At 61.7% G+C, this 18,254-nt stretch carries 20 protein-coding genes; 7 read left to right on the forward strand and 13 right to left on the reverse strand.

The annotated features are described in order from the left end of the window. Nucleotides 1-229: 229 nt before the first annotated feature. The 6 genes from ahcY to ACVTFQ_RS17740 all read right to left on the reverse strand — a co-directional run bounded on the left by ahcY (nt 230) and on the right by ACVTFQ_RS17740 (nt 5,685). Entirely contained in the window at nt 230-1,630 is a 1,401-nt protein-coding gene (ahcY, locus tag ACVTFQ_RS17715) for an adenosylhomocysteinase (RefSeq protein WP_018901146.1), read from the reverse strand. Nucleotides 1,631-1,796: 166 nt separating this feature from the next. Further along, entirely contained in the window at nt 1,797-2,075 is a 279-nt protein-coding gene (locus ACVTFQ_RS17720; RefSeq protein WP_018901147.1) for an HPr family phosphocarrier protein, read from the reverse strand. A gap of 10 nt (nt 2,076-2,085) precedes the next feature. Further along, complete coding sequence (locus ACVTFQ_RS17725; protein WP_018901148.1) at nt 2,086-2,487, reverse strand: PTS sugar transporter subunit IIA; 402 nt, start codon at nt 2,485-2,487, stop codon at nt 2,086-2,088. Between the two features lie 153 nt (nt 2,488-2,640). Beyond that, entirely contained in the window at nt 2,641-3,093 is a 453-nt protein-coding gene (locus ACVTFQ_RS17730; protein WP_112436381.1) for an HPr kinase/phosphorylase, read from the reverse strand. Continuing rightward, a complete protein-coding gene (locus ACVTFQ_RS17735; protein ID WP_111562782.1) occupies nt 3,090-4,877 on the reverse strand; it encodes a sensor histidine kinase in 1,788 nt (595 codons plus the stop codon). The genes ACVTFQ_RS17730 and ACVTFQ_RS17735 overlap by 4 nt, the downstream gene beginning before the upstream one ends. 76 nt (nt 4,878-4,953) lie before the next feature. Beyond that, nucleotides 4,954-5,685 carry a response regulator transcription factor gene (locus ACVTFQ_RS17740; protein ID WP_196809369.1) on the reverse strand — a complete coding sequence of 244 codons (732 nt, stop codon included), beginning with the start codon at nt 5,683-5,685 and terminating at the stop codon, nt 4,954-4,956. Nucleotides 5,686-6,027: 342 nt separating this feature from the next. Between ACVTFQ_RS17740 and ACVTFQ_RS17745 the strand changes: the two genes are divergently transcribed. The 3 genes from ACVTFQ_RS17745 (at nt 6,028) to ACVTFQ_RS17755 (ending at nt 8,809) form a co-directional block, all read left to right on the forward strand. Next, on the forward strand, nt 6,028-7,638 hold the full coding sequence (locus ACVTFQ_RS17745) for a phosphoenolpyruvate carboxykinase (protein ID WP_111562752.1): 1,611 nt from the start codon (nt 6,028-6,030) through the stop codon (nt 7,636-7,638). Nucleotides 7,639-7,747: 109 nt separating this feature from the next. After that, nucleotides 7,748-8,182: an alternative ribosome rescue aminoacyl-tRNA hydrolase ArfB gene (gene arfB, locus ACVTFQ_RS17750; protein ID WP_111562753.1), complete on the forward strand. Its 435-nt coding sequence runs from the start codon at nt 7,748-7,750 to the stop codon at nt 8,180-8,182. A gap of 15 nt (nt 8,183-8,197) precedes the next feature. Continuing rightward, nucleotides 8,198-8,809 (forward strand): alpha-ketoglutarate-dependent dioxygenase AlkB family protein, encoded by a 612-nt coding sequence (locus ACVTFQ_RS17755; RefSeq protein ID WP_111562754.1) that lies wholly within the window; start codon nt 8,198-8,200, stop codon nt 8,807-8,809. Here ACVTFQ_RS17755 and coaA read toward each other — a convergent pair. Genes coaA through hisB form a run of 7 tightly spaced genes read right to left on the reverse strand, consistent with a single transcriptional unit; the run spans nt 8,806 to nt 13,457 of the window. Continuing rightward, entirely contained in the window at nt 8,806-9,801 is a 996-nt protein-coding gene (gene coaA / locus ACVTFQ_RS17760) for a type I pantothenate kinase (RefSeq protein WP_111562755.1), read from the reverse strand. The genes ACVTFQ_RS17755 and coaA overlap by 4 nt on opposite strands. Beyond that, nucleotides 9,801-10,121 (reverse strand): phosphoribosyl-ATP diphosphatase, encoded by a 321-nt coding sequence (locus tag ACVTFQ_RS17765; RefSeq protein ID WP_111562783.1) that lies wholly within the window; start codon nt 10,119-10,121, stop codon nt 9,801-9,803. The genes coaA and ACVTFQ_RS17765 overlap by 1 nt, the downstream gene beginning before the upstream one ends. Before the next feature lie 16 nt (nt 10,122-10,137). After that, a complete protein-coding gene (gene hisF, locus ACVTFQ_RS17770) occupies nt 10,138-10,920 on the reverse strand; it encodes an imidazole glycerol phosphate synthase subunit HisF (protein ID WP_111562756.1) in 783 nt (260 codons plus the stop codon). Continuing rightward, nucleotides 10,917-11,666 (reverse strand): 1-(5-phosphoribosyl)-5-[(5-phosphoribosylamino)methylideneamino]imidazole-4-carboxamide isomerase, encoded by a 750-nt coding sequence (gene hisA / locus ACVTFQ_RS17775; RefSeq protein WP_111562757.1) that lies wholly within the window; start codon nt 11,664-11,666, stop codon nt 10,917-10,919. The genes hisF and hisA overlap by 4 nt, the downstream gene beginning before the upstream one ends. 26 nt (nt 11,667-11,692) lie before the next feature. Next, nucleotides 11,693-12,343, reverse strand: coding sequence for an imidazole glycerol phosphate synthase subunit HisH (gene hisH, locus ACVTFQ_RS17780; RefSeq protein WP_111562758.1), 651 nt, complete (start codon nt 12,341-12,343; stop codon nt 11,693-11,695). After that, on the reverse strand, nt 12,343-12,825 hold the full coding sequence (locus ACVTFQ_RS17785; RefSeq protein WP_111562759.1) for a DUF2628 domain-containing protein: 483 nt from the start codon (nt 12,823-12,825) through the stop codon (nt 12,343-12,345). The genes hisH and ACVTFQ_RS17785 overlap by 1 nt, the downstream gene beginning before the upstream one ends. A 23-nt stretch (nt 12,826-12,848) precedes the next feature. After that, entirely contained in the window at nt 12,849-13,457 is a 609-nt protein-coding gene (gene hisB / locus ACVTFQ_RS17790) for an imidazoleglycerol-phosphate dehydratase HisB (RefSeq protein ID WP_470423914.1), read from the reverse strand. Nucleotides 13,458-13,635: 178 nt separating this feature from the next. Between hisB and hslV the strand changes: the two genes are divergently transcribed. The 4 genes from hslV (at nt 13,636) to ACVTFQ_RS17810 (ending at nt 18,165) form a co-directional block, all read left to right on the forward strand. Then, nucleotides 13,636-14,160, forward strand: coding sequence for an ATP-dependent protease subunit HslV (gene hslV / locus ACVTFQ_RS17795; protein WP_018901162.1), 525 nt, complete (start codon nt 13,636-13,638; stop codon nt 14,158-14,160). A 75-nt stretch (nt 14,161-14,235) separates the two neighbouring features. Continuing rightward, a complete protein-coding gene (hslU, locus tag ACVTFQ_RS17800) occupies nt 14,236-15,546 on the forward strand; it encodes an ATP-dependent protease ATPase subunit HslU (protein WP_111562784.1) in 1,311 nt (436 codons plus the stop codon). 218 nt (nt 15,547-15,764) lie between these two features. Next, on the forward strand, nt 15,765-16,712 hold the full coding sequence (locus ACVTFQ_RS17805) for a DUF1402 family protein (protein WP_111562785.1): 948 nt from the start codon (nt 15,765-15,767) through the stop codon (nt 16,710-16,712). 49 nt (nt 16,713-16,761) lie between these two features. Beyond that, the gene (locus ACVTFQ_RS17810; protein ID WP_111562760.1) at nt 16,762-18,165 is read left to right on the forward strand and encodes a cytochrome P450; all 1,404 of its coding nucleotides are present in this window, start codon (nt 16,762-16,764) and stop codon (nt 18,163-18,165) included. The last annotated feature ends 89 nt before the right edge of the window (nt 18,166-18,254 follow it).

Here is an 18,254-nt window from a genome sequence, read left to right on the forward strand (position 1 = left end):
TGACCAGGCGGTGCATCATTTCCGACATGCGCGGTATGTCTCCGTCCTTTTGTGCCGCATTACGACAAGACATCCCATTTTCGAAGCAAACGGACGCGTCCGTCTCCACGAATCGAGTGTTAAAACAATACTTCGGATAGGATTCGTCGGGAAGATGTGTCCCAAAAAATAAGGGTGCGGCATTTGTCAATGCCGCACTCTCTAGATGTTGTGGATATAAAATCCGCTGTTAGTATCTGTAGTGGTCAGCCTTGAACGGACCCTGCGGCGTGACGCCGATGTAGGATGCCTGTTCTTCCGAAAGCTGCGTCAGCTTGACGCCAAGCTTGGCGAGATGCAGGCGCGCGACCTTCTCGTCGAGGTGCTTCGGCAGGATGTAGACCTGGTTCTGGTACTGGCCGGGCTTGGTGAAGAGCTCGATCTGCGCCAGCGTCTGGTTCGTGAACGAAGCCGACATGACGAAGGACGGATGGCCCGTTGCGTTGCCGAGGTTCAGCAGGCGGCCTTCCGAGAGCAGGATGATGCGGTTGCCCTTCGGGAATTCGATCAGGTCGACCTGCGGCTTGATGTTGGTCCACTTCAGGTTACGCAGCGCGGCAACTTCGATTTCGTTGTCGAAGTGGCCGATGTTGCCGACGATCGCCATGTCCTTCATCGCGCGCATGTGGTCGATGCGGATGACGTCCTTGTTGCCGGTCGTGGTGATGAAGATGTCGGCGGTGGAGACGACGTCTTCGAGCGTGACAACTTCAAAACCATCCATGGCGGCCTGCAGGGCGCAGATCGGATCGACTTCGGTGACCTTGACGCGTGCGCCGGCGCCGAGCAGCGAAGCAGCCGAACCCTTGCCAACGTCGCCGTAACCGCAGACGACGGCAACCTTGCCGGCCATCATCACGTCGGTGCCGCGGCGGATGCCGTCAACCAGCGATTCCTTGCAGCCATACTTGTTGTCGAACTTCGACTTGGTGACGCTATCGTTGACGTTGATCGCAGGGAAGGGCAACAGGCCCTTCTGGGAGAGCTGGTACAGACGGTTGACACCCGTGGTGGTTTCTTCGGTGACGCCCTTGATCGCGTCGCGCTGCTTGGTGAACCAGCCGGGCGTTGCGGCGAGGCGCTTCTTGATCTGTGCGAAGAGGATCTCTTCTTCTTCCGAATGCGGGTTCGACAGTACGTCCTCGCCGGCTTCGGCGCGGGCGCCGAGCAGGATATACATGGTGGCGTCGCCGCCGTCATCGAGGATCATGTTGGAGAGGCCACCGTCAGCCCACTGGAAGATCTGGTCGGTGTAAACCCAGTAGTCATGCAGCGACTCGCCCTTGACGGCGAAGACAGGCACGCCCGAAGCGGCGATCGCGGCAGCGGCGTGGTCCTGCGTCGAGAAGATGTTGCACGAAGCCCAGCGCACTTCGGCGCCGAGAGCAACCAGCGTCTCGATGAGAACAGCCGTCTGGATCGTCATGTGCAGCGAGCCGGTGATGCGCGCTCCTTTGAGCGGCTTCGATGCGCCAAACTCTTCGCGGCAGGACATCAGGCCCGGCATTTCGGTTTCAGCGATCGTGATTTCCTTGCGGCCGAAGTCTGCGAGGCCGATATCGGCGACGACGTAATCTTTTTCAGTGCTCATTGGGTTCTCCATGCTGAAAGCGTCTCAGATGCGAAGGCGCGAAACGAGGTCGCGCGACGAAAAGCTCCGCGCAGGCGCGGTCATGCCAGCCGTTTAGCAGGCTTCTATGACGAAGGCAATAATGATATAAAGAAGTCTTTATATGTTTATATGGTCCGGCGGACCGTTACATATCTTCGCCGAACTTGTTCTGGATCAGCTGGTCCAGCGCGTCGAGCGCCTGTTCGGCCTGGTTACCGCTGGCCGAGACCAAAACGCTGGAGCCCGGGCTCGCGGCCAGCATCATCAGCCCCATGATCGAGTTGCCGCCAACGGTCATCCCATCCTTCGACACGGTGATCGAAGCGTCGAAGGTCTCGACCGTCTGCACGAATTTCGCCGAAGCGCGCGCATGCAGGCCACGCTTGTTGATGATCAGAATTTCGCGGGAGAGCTGGACGGTCATCTGGGGCTCGTTATTTGCCGCTCAAGACGCGGCTGGCGACATTGATGTATTTGCGGCCGGCTTCGGATGCCTCGGCGAGCGCCTTTTCCATGTTGTCTTCGCCGCGCACGCCGGCGAGCTTGATCAGCATTGGCAGGTTCATGCCGGCGATCACTTCGGTATGTCCGCTGCTCATCACGGAGATCGCCAGATTGGAAGGGGTACCACCGAACATGTCGGTCAGGATGACCACGCCATGGCCGTCATCGGCGTTTGCAACAGCGCCCAGAATGTCCTGGCGTCGCTGATCCATGTCGTCTTCGGGGCCGATACAGACCGTCTCGATGAATTTCTGAGGACCGACAACATGTTCGACCGCATGACGAAACTCTTCAGCCAGCTTGCCGTGAGTGACAAGCACAAGTCCGATCATGATACTACTGCTCCCAATGGCGTATGCAAACGGTAGGCCCAATATCGCAATGCAGCAATCGCGTCCACCGTGGGGGCACATCTTGGCTATGAAAAGCCGAATGGCAAGACAAAAATGCACGGTTTCGCGCGCCAGCTGCCGGTTTCGTGGGCATTAGAGCCCGATTTCAGGTGCTTTGGCCATCAATACCGCCAGTGGAAGCGGCACATTAGCCAGCAACCGAATGACAGGGAGCGTGATACCTGTTGAAACCACGGTCGTCTCGCCCTCCGGCGGCACACGGTCTTCCCCCGAAACGTGGCCGGGCAGCACCGCATAATGCATGGGCGCTTCCTGGATGGAGGGGATGCGGACGATGCCGGTTCCGCGCAGCTCGATTATCCCTTGTATGGAGGGCGGGCAGGCCGCGATCGTCATATTGTCCCGAGCCGAGATCATCACCTGATCGTCGGCGACCAAGGCGGCCTCGATCCCTATCCGCTTCGCCTCGGTGAGGCAGGCAAAGGCAAGCATCGACTTGCCCCAACCCGATGGCCCTATAAAGAGAAGCCCGGTCTTGCCGACGACGATCGCCGTCGCGTGAATATTGACCGCGGCCGTGGTCATGAATTGGGATCTGCGGGAAGCGCAAGCGTGAAGCGGGCGCCGACCACTTCTTCGGTCTCGGCGTCGATGATGTTTTCGGCGCGCAGCGAACCGCCATGCGCTTCCGCGATCTGGCGGCTGATCGACAGGCCGAGGCCGGAATTCTGGCCAAAACCTTCCGACTCCGGCCGGTCGGTGTAGAAGCGTTCGAAGATGCGGTCGATATTCTCCGCCTGAATGCCTGGGCCGTTATCCTCGATATAGACGATGCAGCGCGAGCGGGTGCGCACCAGACGAACGGTGATTTTTCCGTCCTGGTCGGAAACGAAGGAGCGTGCGTTTTCGATCAGATTGGTCACGATCTGACCGATGCGCAGGTCGTGACCGTTGACCAGGAAGCGCGTCTTCACGCCGGGTTTGCGTTCGATCGCGAATTCGATCTGCACTTCCTTCTTGCGGTTGCGGATCTGCCGCGAGATTTCCACGAGGTCACGAAGCAGAACTTCGAGATCCACCGATCCCGCATCGACGCGGGCAAGCTCGGCGTCGAGGCGCGAGGCATCGGAGATATCGCTGATCAGGCGGTCGAGGCGGCGCACATCGTGCTGGATGACATCCATCAACCGCTTCTTGGAATCGTCCGATTTCGCCAGTGGCAGCGTCTCGACGGCGCTGCGCAGCGAGGTCAGCGGGTTCTTCAACTCGTGGCTGACGTCGGCTGCGAAACTCTCGATCGCATCGATCCGGTCGTAGAGCGCGGTCGTCATGTCGCGCAGGGCGATCGACAGGTTGCCGATCTCGTCCTGGCGCACCGAGAAATCGGGGATTTCCTCACGCTCCTTGGAGCCGCGACGCACGCGGATCGCCGCGGCCGAAAGGCGGCGCAGCGGATTGGCGATCGTCGACGACAGCACCAGCGACAAGAGCACGTTGACCAGTGTCGCGACGCCAAAGACGCGCATGATGCCGAGGCGCTCGGCATGGACGATGTTGTCGATGTCGCCCGCCTGCGTCGATAGCAGCAGCACGCCGAGCACGGCACGAAAACGCTGGATCGGCACCGCGACGGAAACGATCAGCTCGCCCTTCTCCGTGGTGCGGACGACAGCGCCGCGCACGCCGGTCAGCGCGTTCATGACTTCAGGATAGATCGAGCCGTCGCCCCCCGGCGCTTCCTTGTAAAGCGGCAGGTTGCCCGGCTGCAGAACCTTGTTGAAGATCGTCGTGAACCACTCGCCCCAGGTCTGCTCTTCATCGGCAACCGGCGGCAGGTCGAAGCGCAGCACCTGGCCGCGCGAGTAGAGATGACGCGAATCGAGCAAAAGGTTCGCATCGGCATCAAAGATGCGCGCGCGTGTGCGGGTCGGCGAGATCAACCGGCGCAGAACCGGCGCGACCTTTTCCGGATCGATCGGAAATTCCAGGTCCTCGTCATTCGGAACCGGGGTGATGCTCTGGCCGGCCTGCAGTTCCAGAAGCTTTTCGGGATCGATGGTGATCGAGTTGGTATCGACCGAGGCGGAAGCGGAGACGGCACCGGCGATGATCTCGCCCTGCGTCAAAAGACTTTCGACGCGGGCGTCAATCAGCCCCTCGCGAAACTGGTTGAGATAGAGAATGCCGCCGACCAGAACGACGAGTGCTGCGAGATTGAAGAAGAGGATGCGGCGCGTCAGGCTGGAAAAGACGGCGTTGCCGAAGATACGCCGAATGATCGTGAAGGGATGCGACCAGCGTCGTCCCCTGACGCGTCGGCCTACGCCGTCTGCGTCATCCAGATCCTTCTCCTGCACCAACTGTGCCAACGACAGCCCTTTCGGAGAGCGGGCCGCGTCCGCGGCGCCGGCTCTCATATATTCCTATCCGCCGCGCCCTTAGGCGTCAGGCTGCTTCGCGGAAGCGGTATCCCACTCCGTAGAGCGTTTCAATCATATCAAAGTCGTTGTCGACCATCTTGAATTTCTTGCGCAGCCGCTTGATGTGGCTGTCGATGGTGCGGTCGTCGACATAGACCTGCTCGTCATAGGCCGCATCCATCAGCGCGTCACGGCTTTTGACGACGCCGGGGCGCTGCGCCAGCGAGTGCAGGATCAGGAATTCGGTCACGGTCAGCGTCACCGGCTCGCTCTTCCAGGTGCAGGTGTGGCGCTCTTGGTCCATCACAAGCTGGCCGCGCTCGAGCGAGCGCGCGAGCTGTGCGGCACCGGGCTTGGGTGCGGCACCGGTCGCGGCAGCCGCCGCGGCTTCGCGGCCGGCAGCGCGGCGCAGGACGGCGCGTACGCGCTCGACCAGCAGTCGCTGCGAGAACGGCTTGGTGATGAAGTCGTCGGCGCCCATCTTCAGGCCGAAGAGCTCGTCGATCTCTTCGTCCTTGGAGGTGAGGAAAATCACCGGCATGTCGGATTTCTGGCGCAGACGGCGCAGCAGTTCCATTCCGTCCATGCGCGGCATCTTGATATCGAAGATCGCCAGATGCGGCGGGCGGGCGAGAAGACCGTCAAGGGCCGAGGCGCCATCCGTGTAGGTCTCGACCTTGTATCCTTCGGCCTCAAGCGCGATCGACACCGAGGTCAGGATGTTACGGTCGTCATCAACGAGCGCGATTGTCGGCATTGTATTCGTCTCCGTCATCTAATGCGCGTCTCCAGGTTTTTTGAAGGTCCCCAGGCGGCCATATGAACCGGATGCGCTTATGGGGATAAAGGTGGAACAAATTGTGGCAAAGATAAAGGGTGGGGCGATCGGTAATTTTTGAAGACAACCGAAAGTCGTGCGGTGAAATTGACCACGCCAAGCCAGTTCAAACGATTTAAAATAAACGCCAGAAATTTAAATCGATTAAATAACTGATATCATTAAATAATATCGATTTATGCTACTTGCGTTTTAAAAATCCTGTCCGTAGGTTCGCGCTCAGTTCTTAACGGCGTTGAGCCCCAAGGGAAGGAAATGACCATGGAGCAGTTCGGTACCCACAACCCAGCGATAGAGCTGGCGACGGCAGGTTTTGCAGGCGCGAAGAGCGTCCGCTATAACTTCACCGCCGCTTCCCTCTACGAAGAGTCGATTCGCCGGGGAGAAGCCGAACTCACCGCTCACGGCGCCTTGCGGGCATTGACCGGCCAGCACACCGGCCGCTCGCCCAAGGACAAGTTCGTCGTCCGCGACGCGAATACCGATGGCCAGATCTGGTGGGACAACAACAAGCCGATGTCGCCGGAGCATTTCGCGCTGTTGAAGCAGGACATGCTGGCGCATGCCGCCGGCAAGGAGCTCTTCGTGCAGGACCTGATCGGCGGTGCCGATGAGGCGAATGCGCTGCCGACCCGCGTCGTTACCGAGCTTGCCTGGCACTCGCTGTTCATCCGCAACCTGCTGATCCGGCCGGAACGTTCCACGCTGGACGCTTTCATGCCGAAGCTGACAATCATCGACCTGCCGACCTTCAAGGCCGATCCGGAGCGCTACGGCTGCCGCACCGAAACCGTCATCGCCTGCGACCTGACGAACGGCGAAATCCTGATCGCCGGCACCTTCTATGCCGGCGAAATGAAGAAGTCGGTCTTCACGGCGCTGAACTACCTGCTGCCGGCCAAGGGTGACATGCCCATGCACTGCTCGGCCAATGTCGGCCCGGACGGCGATGCCGCGGTCTTCTTCGGCCTGTCGGGCACCGGCAAGACGACGCTCTCGGCCGATCCGGCCCGCACGCTGATCGGCGACGACGAGCATGGCTGGGGCGAGGACGGCATCTTCAACTTCGAGGGCGGCTGCTACGCCAAGACCATCCGCCTCTCGGCCGAAGCCGAGCCGGAGATTTACGCGACGACGCAGCGCTTCGGCACCGTGCTTGAAAATGTCGTGCTCGATGAGAACCGCATTCCGGACTTCAACGACGGCTCGCTCACGGAAAACACCCGTTGCGCCTATCCGCTCGATTTCATCCCCAACGCCTCGGAAACCGGCCGCGCCGGCCATCCGAAGACGATCATCATGCTGACCGCCGATGCCTTCGGCGTCATGCCGCCGATCGCCAGGTTGACGCCGGATCAGGCCATGTACCACTTCCTGTCCGGCTACACCGCCAAGGTCGCCGGCACGGAACGCGGCGTGACGGAGCCGGAAGCAACCTTCTCGACCTGCTTCGGCGCCCCGTTCATGCCCCGGCACCCGTCGGAGTACGGCAATCTACTGAAGGAACTGATCGGCCGCCACGGCGTCGAATGCTGGCTCGTCAACACCGGCTGGACCGGCGGCGCCTACGGCACCGGCAAGCGCATGCCGATCAAGGCAACGCGCGCGCTGCTCGCAGCCGCCCTCTCGGGTGAACTCAGCAAGGCCCATTTCCGCGCCGACCCGAACTTCGGCTTCGCCGTTCCGGTTGCGGTCGAAGGTGTCGAGAGCGGCATTCTCGATCCGCGCTCGACCTGGGCGGACGCTGCCGCCTATGACGCACAGGCGAACAAGCTGGTGACCATGTTCATCGACAATTTCGCCAAGTTCGAAGGCCACGTCGATGGCGGAGTGCGCGATGCGGCCCCGGGTTTTCGGGTGGCCGCTGAGTAAATCAGCGACAACTGATTGATGATTCACGTGAAACCCGGTCCTGAACGACCGGGTTTTGCGCGTTTTGAAGCGCCTTTCCAAGCGGGAGGCGATGTGAGATAGACATCACATGGCCAGCGACCCGCTCTATATCAACGACAGGATCACCATCGCGGGATGGGAACTGACGGAACAGTTTGTTCTGGCGGGCGGTCCCGGCGGGCAGAACGTCAACAAGGTCTCGACATCAGTCCAACTCTTCTTCAACATCCAGAATTCGCCGGCGCTGAACGAGCGGGTCAAGATAAACGCCGTGAAACTGGCGGGCCGTCGCATGTCCAAGGAAGGCGTGCTGATGATCGAGGCCAGCCGCTTCCGCAGCCAAGAGCGCAATCGCGAGGATGCGCGCGAACGGCTGAAGGAGCTGATCCTCGAGGCCGCCAAGCCGCCGCCGCCGCCGCGCAAGAAGACCAAGCCGACCAAGGGCTCCGTCGAGCGCCGGCTGAAGGCCAAGTCCGGCCGCTCCGACGTCAAGAAGATGCGCAGCCGCCCGAGCGGCGAGTAATCAGGGGAGGGCACGATGCTGCAACTGCCAAACGGCATTCGCCACAGCCCTGATTATCTGAGTCGCCCCCGCCAGGAAGCGCTGGTTGAGATCATTCGCAGCATCGTCACGCAGGCGCCGCTCTACACACCAGTGATGCCCGGCACCGGCAAGCCCATGTCTGTGCGCATGACCAATTGCGGCGCGCTCGGCTGGGTCACCGATAAGGAACGCGGCTACCGCTACCAGCCGACCCATCCGGCCACGGGAAAACCATGGCCCGAAATCCCGGCCGAATTGCTCGATATCTGGAATAACGTGTCCGGCTACGAAAAGCCGCCCGAGGCTTGCCTCGTCAATTTCTATGCCGACGACGCCAAGATGGGCCTGCATCAGGACAAGGACGAGCAGGACCTCTCCGCACCCGTCGTGTCAATCTCGCTCGGAAACACCTGCCTGTTTCGCGTCGGCGGCCTCGAGCGAACGGACAAGACCACGTCCTTCAAGCTCTCAAGCGGCGATGTCGTCATTTTGGGCGGGCAGGGGCGCCTGTGCTTCCACGGCGTTGACCGCATCTATCCTGCAACATCCACGCTTCTGAAGAATGGCGGCCGCATCAACCTGACGCTTCGGCGCGTGACGCCTTAAAGCTTGCGGAGCGCCACCTGCTCGATCAGATGATTCTGCCCCTTGCGCAGGATCAGGTCGGCTCGCGGACGCGTCGGCAGGATGTTTTCGCGGAGGTTCTTGAGGTTGATGTTCTGCCAAAGCCCTTCGGCGATCGAAAGCGCTTCCTCTTCGCTGATCGAGGCATAGCGATGGAAGAAGGAGTTCGGATCGCGGAACGCGGTCTCGCGCAGGCCCATGAAGCGGGTAACGTACCAGTCGTGAATCCGGCTTTCATCCGCGTCGATATAGATCGAGAAGTCGAAGAAGTCCGAGACCATCGGCACGATCTTGCCGCCCGCCGGCAGGTCGCGCGATTGCAGCACGTTGATGCCTTCGAAGATCAGGATGTCGGGCCGGTCGATGATCTTGTATTCGTTGGGCAGCACGTCATAGACGAGGTGCGAGTAGGACGGCGCCTTGACGTCGGGCTGCCCGGCCTTGATCGCCGCCAGAAACCGCAGGATGGCGCCGGTGTCGTAGCTCTCCGGGAAACCCTTGCGCTGCATCAGGTTTTCCCGCTGCAGCACGGCGTTCGGATAGAGGAAGCCGTCGGTGGTCACGAGATCCACCTTCGGGCTGGACGGCCAGCGGCGCAAAAGCTCCTTCAGGATACGCGCGGTCGTCGATTTGCCCACCGCCACGGAGCCGGCGATCCCGATCACGAAGGGCGTCTTCGCGACGTTCGACAGGCTGAGGAACCTGTTGCGCTGCTTGAACAGGAGCAGCGACGATTCCACATGCGCCGAAAGCAGGCGCGAGACCGAGAGATAGATGCGCCGGACTTCGTCGAGATCGATGGGGTCGCCCATCGAGCGCAGTCGCTTGACCTCGTCCGAGGTCAGCGTCATCGGCGTATCCGCCCTGAACTTCGCCCATTCCTCGGATGAAAAGAAGTGATAGGGCGAATAGGCATTCGCCTGGAAATGATCGTGCGCTTCTTGCGCACCGGTGATCTGTCTTGCGATACCCATCAGCTTTGCCGACTGGCCTTCTCCCTGAGGCCGGATTGAGCGGTACGGCGCTCAAGTTCCGCCATGACATCTTGTAGCGGAATACCGGCGATCTTCAATACGACCAAGAGATGATAGAGCACGTCGGCCGCCTCATAGGTGAGGTTTTCGCGGTCGTCGGTCACGGCAGCCATCACGGCTTCGATCGCTTCCTCGCCAAGCTTCTTCGCCGCCTTTGGCTGGCCGGCCGCAACGAGCTTCGCCGTCCAGGATTCGTCTGGCGAGGCCTTCGACCGCGCGTCGACGATCGTTTCGAGGTCGCTGAGTGTGAATTCGCTCATCATATCGCTTTCAGTCTCAGTCGAGACGCATGTCGATGCCGCAGGAAGACATATAGCGCTTCGCTTCGCCGACGGAATAGGTGCCGAAGTGGAAGATCGAGGCGGCGAGAACCGCAGTCGCATGCCCTTCCTTGACGCCGGCCACGAGATCGTCGAGGTCGCCCACACCGCCGGACGCGATGACGGGAACGCGCACGGCATCGGCGATCGCCTGCGTCAACGCCAGATCGTAGCCGGCTTTCGTTCCGTCGCGGTCCATCGAGGTCACCAGCAATTCGCCGGCCCCGCGCTCGACCATCCGGCGCGCGAAATCCACCGCATCGATGCCCGTCGCGTTGCGGCCGCCATGGGTGTAGATCTCCCAGGCGCTGGCGTCTCCGCCAGCTGGCGTCTGCCGGCGCTTGGCGTCGATCGAAACGACGATGCACTGGTCGCCGAACTTGTCGGCCGCTTCCGCCACGAAATCCGGATTGCTGACGGCAGCGGAATTGATCGACACCTTGTCTGCGCCGCAAAGAAGCAGCTTGCGGATATCGGCGATCGTGCGAACACCGCCACCGACGGTAACCGGCATGAAGCACTGGTCGGCCGTGCGCGACACCACGTCGAAGATTGTTTCGCGGTTGTCGGAGGAGGCGGTGATGTCGAGGAAGCAGAGCTCGTCAGCGCCGGCCGCATCATAGGCCTTGGCGGCCTCGACGGGATCGCCGGCATCGACGAGGTTGAGGAAGTTGACGCCCTTGACGACACGGCCGTCCTTGACGTCGAGGCAGGGAATGACGCGAGCCTTGAGGGTCATTGCGCGGTCTCCTTCGCGCGCGACGCTTTAATAAGCGCCAGCGCTTCAGCGGGATCGATACGGCCGTCATAGAGCGCGCGGCCGGAGATCGCGCCCTCGAGCTTTGCGGCATCCGGCTTCAGCATCCGCTTGATGTCGTCGATCGAGGCCAGTCCGCCCGATGCGATAACGGGGATCGAGACGGCGCCCGCCAGTTCCAGCGTCGAATCCCAGTTGATCCCGGTCAGGATGCCGTCGCGGTCGATGTCGGTGTAGATGATCGCCGCGACACCGGCGCCCTCGAACTTTTTGGCGAGCTCGATGATGCCGAGCTCGGAGGCCTCGGCCCAGCCCTCGACAGCCACTTTGCCACCCTTGGCGTCGATGCCGACGGCCACATGGCCCGGAAACCTCTTACAAGCCTCCATGACCAGCGCCGGATCGCGCACCGCGATGGTTCCAAGAATCACGCGCGTCAGCCCTCGGCTGAGCCAGCTTTCGATATGGTCGAGCGTGCGAATGCCGCCGCCCAGCTGCACCGGGTTCTTCGTGGCCTTCAGGATCGCATCGACGGCAGCGCCGTTGACGCTCTCGCCGGCAAACGCGCCGTTGAGGTCCACCACGTGCAGCCATTCGAAGCCTTGGTCCTCGAAGGCCTTGGCCTGCGCGCCGGGGTCCGGATTGTAGACGGTGGCCTGTTCCATGTCGCCCAGCTTGAGGCGAACGCACTGGCCGTCCTTGAGGTCGATGGCGGGAAAGAGGATCATTCTGTCAGTCCTTCAAAGGCGCGAGCTCAGGGCTTCCAGCGCAGGAAATTGGCAATCAGGGCGAGACCGAGCTTCTGGCTCTTCTCCGGATGGAACTGCGCGCCGGCCATGTTGTCGCGGCCGACAAAGGCTGTCAGCGGTCCGCCATAACCTGTCGTCGCGATCAAATCCTCGGGGTTTTGCGCGGCCAGATGGTAGGAATGCACGAAATAGGCATGCAGCCCGTCGGTGCCGGTTGCAATACCCTCGAACAGCGGGTGAGGGCGCTTCAGGTCCAGCGTGTTCCAGCCGATCTGCGGTATCTTCAGATTGGGATCATCAGGCGTCATTTCAACGACGTCGCCTGGAATCCAGCCGAGGCCCTCGGTCGTGGTCTTCTCCAGACCGCGCGAGGACATCAACTGCATGCCGACGCAGATGCCGAGGAACGGCCGCGCCTTCTTCTCGACGACGTCGATCAGCGCCTCGGTCATCCCGGGCACGGCGTCCAGCCCACGGCGGCAATCGGCATAGGCGCCGACACCCGGCAGCACGACGCGATCGGCGGCGGCAACGGCCTCGGCCTTGTCGGTGAGATCAATCACCGCGTCCACGCCAGCCTCGCGAGCAGCCCGCTCAAAGGCCTTCGTCGCCGAACGCAGATTGCCGGAACCGTAATCGATAATTGCGACGCGCATCAGCGTCCTCCATCAAAGCCAAAGAGACCGAGGGATGTGGTGGTGCCGCGCTCTGTGCGGCTCCCGCCATCCCATTTAGGCGACGGCAAGGGAGTGCCGTCACTGAGATCGGTCTGAATTTCAGAAAAGTAGATTTCCTCGGCGACATCGAGCCGATCGGCCGAGATCAGCGCATCGTCCTGCCAGCCTTTGGAGGCAAGGTTGCGAACCCGCAGGTTCTGCCCCTCGAGCCCGACAAGCAGGCTGGTGCCGAACGTCACGGCAAAGCCGACCAGCCACAGGCCGGACTGATCCATCAACGCGCCGCCGATGCTCTGCAAGAGAAAGGCGGCGACGGCGTAGAGCCAGAGCCTGTTAACGGCGAGCCAGATCCAGGGAAACAGGAAGCCGAGCACGGTAAAGCCGTCGCGAATGAAGCGCGTCTTCTCGTGCTTGATATCGGCGCCGCCAGGGGCGGTCAGAACCAGATAGCTGGAAGTCATGTCGTCAAGCTCCCTGAAGGGGCTTAGACGAGCGTGCCCTTCGTCGAGGGTACACGGCCCGCCTGCCTAGGATCGATCTCTGTCGCCGTGCGCAGCGCGCGGGCGACGGCCTTGAAGCATGTCTCGGCAATATGGTGGTTGTTGGCACCATAATGGTTCAGGATATGCAAGGTGATCCCGGCGTTCTGGGCGAGTGCCTGGAAGAATTCGCGCACGAGTTCCGTGTCGAACGTGCCGATCTTCGGCGCGCTGAACGATACGTTCCAGACGAGGAAGGGGCGGCCGGAGAGATCGACGGCGGCCTTCGTCATCGTTTCGTCCATGGCAAGGTCGATCGAGGCGTAGCGGGTGATGCCGCGACGGTCGCCGAGCGCCTTGGCGATGGCCTGGCCAATGGCGATGCCCGTGTCTTCCACCGCATGGTGGTCGTCGACGTGCAGATCGCCCTTGGTTTCGATCTCCATGTCGATCAGCGAATGTCGCGAGAGTTGGTCGAGCATATGGTCGAAGAAGCCGACGCCGGTCGAAATCGTCGATTTCCCGGTGCCGTCGAGATTGACGGAAACGGAAACCGAGGTCTCGCTGGTCTTGCGGGATACGGATCCCGTGCGGCTTGCTGCGGTCTCGGCCATATGGCTACTCCACTTGGAAATACGGGGGTTCCTTATCAGGCGTGCCGGGAAATATCCAGAAGCGCGAGTAGAGAAATCGACGCCGATTGCAATCGCGATTTGCCAACTTACATAGGGCTCAACAGGGCCGATGTGCGGCCCGAGGTAAGAGCCCGCCTGACGGGCTAGGGTATATTCGATGACAACCATTATTACAGTTCGAAAGGGCGGCAAGGTCATCATGGCGGGCGACGGACAGGTCAGCCTCGGCCAGACCGTCATGAAGGGCAATGCCCGCAAGGTGCGCCGCATCGGCAAGGGCGACGTCATTGCCGGTTTCGCCGGCGCCACCGCGGATGCCTTCACGCTCTTGGAGCGGCTTGAAAAGAAGCTCGAGCAATATCCCGGCCAGCTTATGCGCGCCGCCGTCGAGCTCGCCAAGGACTGGCGCACCGACAAGTATCTGCGCAACCTCGAAGCCATGATGCTGGTCGCCGACAAGTCGGTGACGCTGGCGATCACCGGCAACGGTGACGTGCTCGAGCCCGAACATGGCGCGATCGCCATCGGCTCAGGCGGCAACTACGCCTTCGCCGCCGCCCGCGCCCTGATGGACAGTGACAAGTCGGCCGAAGAAGTGGCGCGCCGGGCGCTCGATATCGCCGCCGATATCTGCGTCTACACCAACCACAATCTCGTGGTCGAAACGCTCGACGCCGAGTAACGGCAATCGTTCACAATGGGTCCTGTGGGCCGGGCCGAGAACGGCCGGCCGGAGCAGGAAAGCCAAGAGGATATCATGACCAACTTTTCTCCCCGGGAAATCGTCTCCGAGCTGGATCGCCACATCATCGGCCAGCATGACGCCAAGCGCGCCGTCGCCATCGCGCTGCGCAACCGCTGGCGCCGCCAGCAGCTCGATGAGAGCCTGCGCGACGAAGTGATGCCCAAGAACATCCTGATGATCGGCCCGACCGGCGTCGGCAAGACGGAAATCTCTCGCCGCCTCGCCAAGCTCGCCGGCGCCCCCTTCATCAAGGTTGAAGCCACCAAGTTCACCGAAGTCGGCTATGTCGGCCGCGATGTCGAGCAGATCGTCCGCGATCTGGTCGAGGTCGGTATCGGCCTTGCGCGCGAAAAGAAGCGCGCCGAGGTCGAGGCCAAGGCTCACATGAGCGCAGAAGAACGCGTGCTTGATGCGCTTGTCGGATCGACCGCCTCGCCGGCCACGCGCGACAGTTTCCGCAAGAAGCTGCGCGCCGGTGAGCTCGACGACAAGGAAATCGATATCGAAGTGGCCGACACCAGCACCGGCATGGGCGGCTTCGACATTCCCGGCATGCCCGGCGGCGGCAATATCGGCATGATCAACCTGTCGGAAATGTTCGGCAAGGCCATGGGCGGCCGCACCAAGAAGGTGCGCACTACGGTCAAGGCCTCCTACACCGACCTGATCCGCGACGAATCCGACAAGCTGATCGACAATGAGGTCATCCAGCGCGAGGCCGTGCGCTCCGTCGAAAACGACGGCATCGTCTTCCTCGACGAGATCGACAAGATCGCCGCCCGCGATGGCGGCATGGGCGCCGGCGTCTCGCGCGAAGGCGTGCAGCGCGACCTGCTGCCGCTGGTCGAAGGAACCACCGTGTCGACCAAGTACGGGCCGGTGAAGACCGACCACGTCTTGTTCATCGCTTCGGGCGCCTTCCACGTCTCCAAGCCGTCGGACTTGCTGCCGGAATTGCAGGGCCGCCTGCCGATCCGCGTCGAGCTGCGCCCGCTGACCAAGGAAGACTTCCGCCGCATCCTGACGGAAACCGAGGCCAGCCTCATCCGCCAGTACAAGGCGCTGATGGAAACCGAAGGCCTGACGCTCGAATTCACCGATGACGGCATCGATGCGCTGGCCGACGTCGGCGTTCACCTGAACGCCTCGGTCGAAAACATCGGCGCCCGCCGCCTGCAGACGGTGATGGAGCGCGTGCTGGACGAAATCTCCTTCAACGCGCCGGATCGCGGCGGCACCGCCGTGACCATCGACGCCGAATATGTGCGCAAGCATGTCGGTGATCTCGCCCAGAACACCGACCTCTCGCGCTTCATTCTGTGATGCGCAAACACCGGTCTCAGGCTTTACTGCCATGATGCCGCAACTTTGACCGACTGAACTCTCGACAACGGGCCTTTTACTTTTTAGTGAAAGGCCCGTTTTGTTGTTGGCGCCAGCATTATTCGGCCAAGATTTTGGTACAGTCAGCGCGCCAGCCAAGCTGCAAATGCCGACCGATACCGGAAATGCCTCTATTGGAAATGATGGGAAAGCTGATCGTGCGACGCCTTCTGACGAGCCTTGTAATTGCCGCCACGGTCTTGACCGCCGCGCCCGCTTTTTCCATGCAGCTCGTGCCGCCAGGCAATCGCAACGTCGAGCAGCCGAACGTTCCCGGCGCATCGGTCCGCCGCACCAAGGGCACCAAAACCACCTTCGATCGCAAGTACGACAAGGTCCACGAGCTCCTGGCGACGGATCGCGAGCTGATGGGCAAGATCAAGAAGGTCTCGGCCGCCTATGGCATCGACCCGATCCACGTCATCGGCGCTATCGTCGGCGAGCACACCTATAATGTCGACGCCTACGACCGCTTGCAGTCCTATTACGTCAAGGCCGCGTCCTACGCAGGGCAGAGCTTCCGCTTCGCCTATGACGGCGAGGATGTGGATGACTTCGTCAAGCGCCCGCAATTTGCTGAATGCAACGGCAAGAGCGATTCCTACACGCTGTGGAGCTGCCGCGAGGATGTCTGGGAGAGCGATTTCCGTGGCAAGACCGTCGGCGGCAAGAGCTTCCCGAACAATCGCTTCAGCGCGGTCTTCTTCCAGCCCTTCTACGCCGGCCAGACCTTCGGCCTCGGCCAGATCAATCCGCTGACCGCCCTGATGCTCTCCGATCTCGTCAGCCGCGTCTCCGGTTACGAAAAGCTCAACGAGAAGGATGCCGGCAGCGTCTACAAGGCGATCATGCAGCCCGATATCTCGCTGGCCTTCGTGGCGGCCGCCGTGCGCCGCTCGATCGACGATTACAAGCAGATCGCCGGCATGGATATCTCGAAGAACCCGGGCCTGACGGCAACGCTCTACAATCTCGGAAATTCCCGCCAGCGCGCCGCGGCGCTCGCCGCCAAAAACCGCGCGTCGGGCGAAACGGTCTGGCCGGAAGAGAACTATTACGGATGGTTGATCAACGACAAGCTGGACGATCTGGAACGCCTGCTCTAGTTTTTTAGCCTGCCGGGGAGGGCAATCTTCCGCGAAAGGCTAGTATCCGATGGACATGCGTCCAGATCCGTTCGTTCCGCCAGCGCCCGTTCCGCGCACCGTGCCGCCGAGCCGGCTTGAGATCATCCGCACCATCCTGCGCAATCCGCTGGAGCTCTGGGGCGAGCCGTCCTACACGCTGCCCTTCATCAAGACGAAGTTCTTCCGCGAACGCACGATCATCGTCAACGATCCCGGCCTGATCAAGCATGTGCTTGTCGACAACGCCGCCAATTACCGCATGTCGGATATTCGCCAGCTGATCCTGCGGCCCATCCTGCGCGATGGCCTGCTGACGGCGGAAGGCGAGGTCTGGAAGCGTTCGCGCAAGGCCGTCGCCCCGGTCTTCACCCCGCGCCACGCCAATGGCTTCGCCGGCCAGATGCTGCGCCAGTCGGAAGAATACATCAGGAAGTACGAAGAAGCGGGCAGCGACGGAAAGACCTTCGAGATCGCCAGCGACATGGCCGAACTCACCTTCGCCATCCTCGCCGACACGCTGTTTTCGGGCGAGATCGTTACCTCCTCCGACAGCTTCGCCGACGACGTCAACGCGCTCCTGCATCGCATGGGCCGCGTCGATCCGATGGACCTGTTGCGCGCCCCCTCCTGGGTGCCCCGCGTCACCCGCATCGGCGGCCAGAAGGTACTCGAGAAATTCCGCACCATCGTCCGCGAAACCATGGATGCCCGCCTCGGCCGCATGGACAAGGACCGCGACACGACGCCCGAGGATTTCCTGACGCTGTTGCTCGACCAGGCGAAATCGGGCGGGCTGACCAATGCCGAGATCGAGGACAATATCCTGACCTTCATCGGCGCCGGCCACGAAACCACGGCCCGCGCACTCGCATGGACGCTCTACTGCGTCGCCAACACGCCGCATATCCGCGACGCGATGGAAGAAGAGATCGACCGCGTGCTCGCGACAGGCGCCGAGCCGGTGAAATGGCTCGATCTCATGCCCTATACGCGCGCCGCCTTCGAAGAGGCCCTGCGCCTTTATCCGCCGGCCCCGTCGATCAACCGCGCCGCGATATCGGATGATCGTTGGACGAATGCCAAGGGCGAGACCGTCGAGATCGAGGCCGGCGTCACCGTGCTGATCATGCCCTGGACGCTGCACCGCCACGAACTCTATTGGGACAAGCCCCGCGCCTATATGCCCGAGCGCTTCCTGCCCGAAAACCGCGGCAAGATCAGCCGCTTCCAGTTCCTCCCCTTCGGCGCTGGCCCGCGCGTCTGCATCGGCGCCACCTTCGCGCTGCAGGAGGCGGTGATCGCGCTCGCCGTCATGATGCACCGCTTCCGTTTCGACATGACCGATGAGACCAATCCCTGGCCGGTGCAGAAATTGACCACCCAGCCGCAGAACGGCCTGCCGATGCGCGTCACGCCGAGAGTTCCTGCCTGAAAAGGCATAAATCTTTCAAACTATTGCCTGATTGACTATGAATGAAAGCCGGTCAAAGTGGCAGCATGCGAAAAACGCGCCGCCCGAGG

This window comes from Rhizobium sp. O111 (genome assembly GCF_055616315.1).

Excerpts from the sequence above, each read along its gene's own strand:
- ACVTFQ_RS17810 (WP_111562760.1), top strand. The coding sequence starts at position 16,762 with ATGGACATGCGTCCAGATCCGTTCGTTCCGCCAGCGCCCGTTCCGCGC.
- ACVTFQ_RS17740 (WP_196809369.1), bottom strand. The coding sequence starts at position 5,685 with ATGCCGACAATCGCGCTCGTTGATGACGACCGTAACATCCTGACCTCG.
- ACVTFQ_RS17755 (WP_111562754.1), top strand. The coding sequence starts at position 8,198 with ATGCTGCAACTGCCAAACGGCATTCGCCACAGCCCTGATTATCTGAGT.
- hisH (WP_111562758.1), bottom strand. The coding sequence starts at position 12,343 with ATGCGCGTCGCAATTATCGATTACGGTTCCGGCAATCTGCGTTCGGCG.
- hisB (WP_470423914.1), bottom strand. The coding sequence starts at position 13,457 with ATGGCCGAGACCGCAGCAAGCCGCACGGGATCCGTATCCCGCAAGACC.
- ACVTFQ_RS17720 (WP_018901147.1), bottom strand. The coding sequence starts at position 2,075 with ATGACCGTCCAGCTCTCCCGCGAAATTCTGATCATCAACAAGCGTGGC.
- ACVTFQ_RS17765 (WP_111562783.1), bottom strand. The coding sequence starts at position 10,121 with ATGAGCGAATTCACACTCAGCGACCTCGAAACGATCGTCGACGCGCGG.
- hslV (WP_018901162.1), top strand. The coding sequence starts at position 13,636 with ATGACAACCATTATTACAGTTCGAAAGGGCGGCAAGGTCATCATGGCG.
- ACVTFQ_RS17785 (WP_111562759.1), bottom strand. The coding sequence starts at position 12,825 with ATGACTTCCAGCTATCTGGTTCTGACCGCCCCTGGCGGCGCCGATATC.
- ACVTFQ_RS17725 (WP_018901148.1), bottom strand. The coding sequence starts at position 2,487 with ATGATCGGACTTGTGCTTGTCACTCACGGCAAGCTGGCTGAAGAGTTT.
- hslU (WP_111562784.1), top strand. The coding sequence starts at position 14,236 with ATGACCAACTTTTCTCCCCGGGAAATCGTCTCCGAGCTGGATCGCCAC.
- ACVTFQ_RS17745 (WP_111562752.1), top strand. The coding sequence starts at position 6,028 with ATGGAGCAGTTCGGTACCCACAACCCAGCGATAGAGCTGGCGACGGCA.
- ahcY (WP_018901146.1), bottom strand. The coding sequence starts at position 1,630 with ATGAGCACTGAAAAAGATTACGTCGTCGCCGATATCGGCCTCGCAGAC.
- hisF (WP_111562756.1), bottom strand. The coding sequence starts at position 10,920 with ATGACCCTCAAGGCTCGCGTCATTCCCTGCCTCGACGTCAAGGACGGC.
- hisA (WP_111562757.1), bottom strand. The coding sequence starts at position 11,666 with ATGATCCTCTTTCCCGCCATCGACCTCAAGGACGGCCAGTGCGTTCGC.
- coaA (WP_111562755.1), bottom strand. The coding sequence starts at position 9,801 with ATGGGTATCGCAAGACAGATCACCGGTGCGCAAGAAGCGCACGATCAT.
- arfB (WP_111562753.1), top strand. The coding sequence starts at position 7,748 with ATGGCCAGCGACCCGCTCTATATCAACGACAGGATCACCATCGCGGGA.
- ACVTFQ_RS17730 (WP_112436381.1), bottom strand. The coding sequence starts at position 3,093 with ATGACCACGGCCGCGGTCAATATTCACGCGACGGCGATCGTCGTCGGC.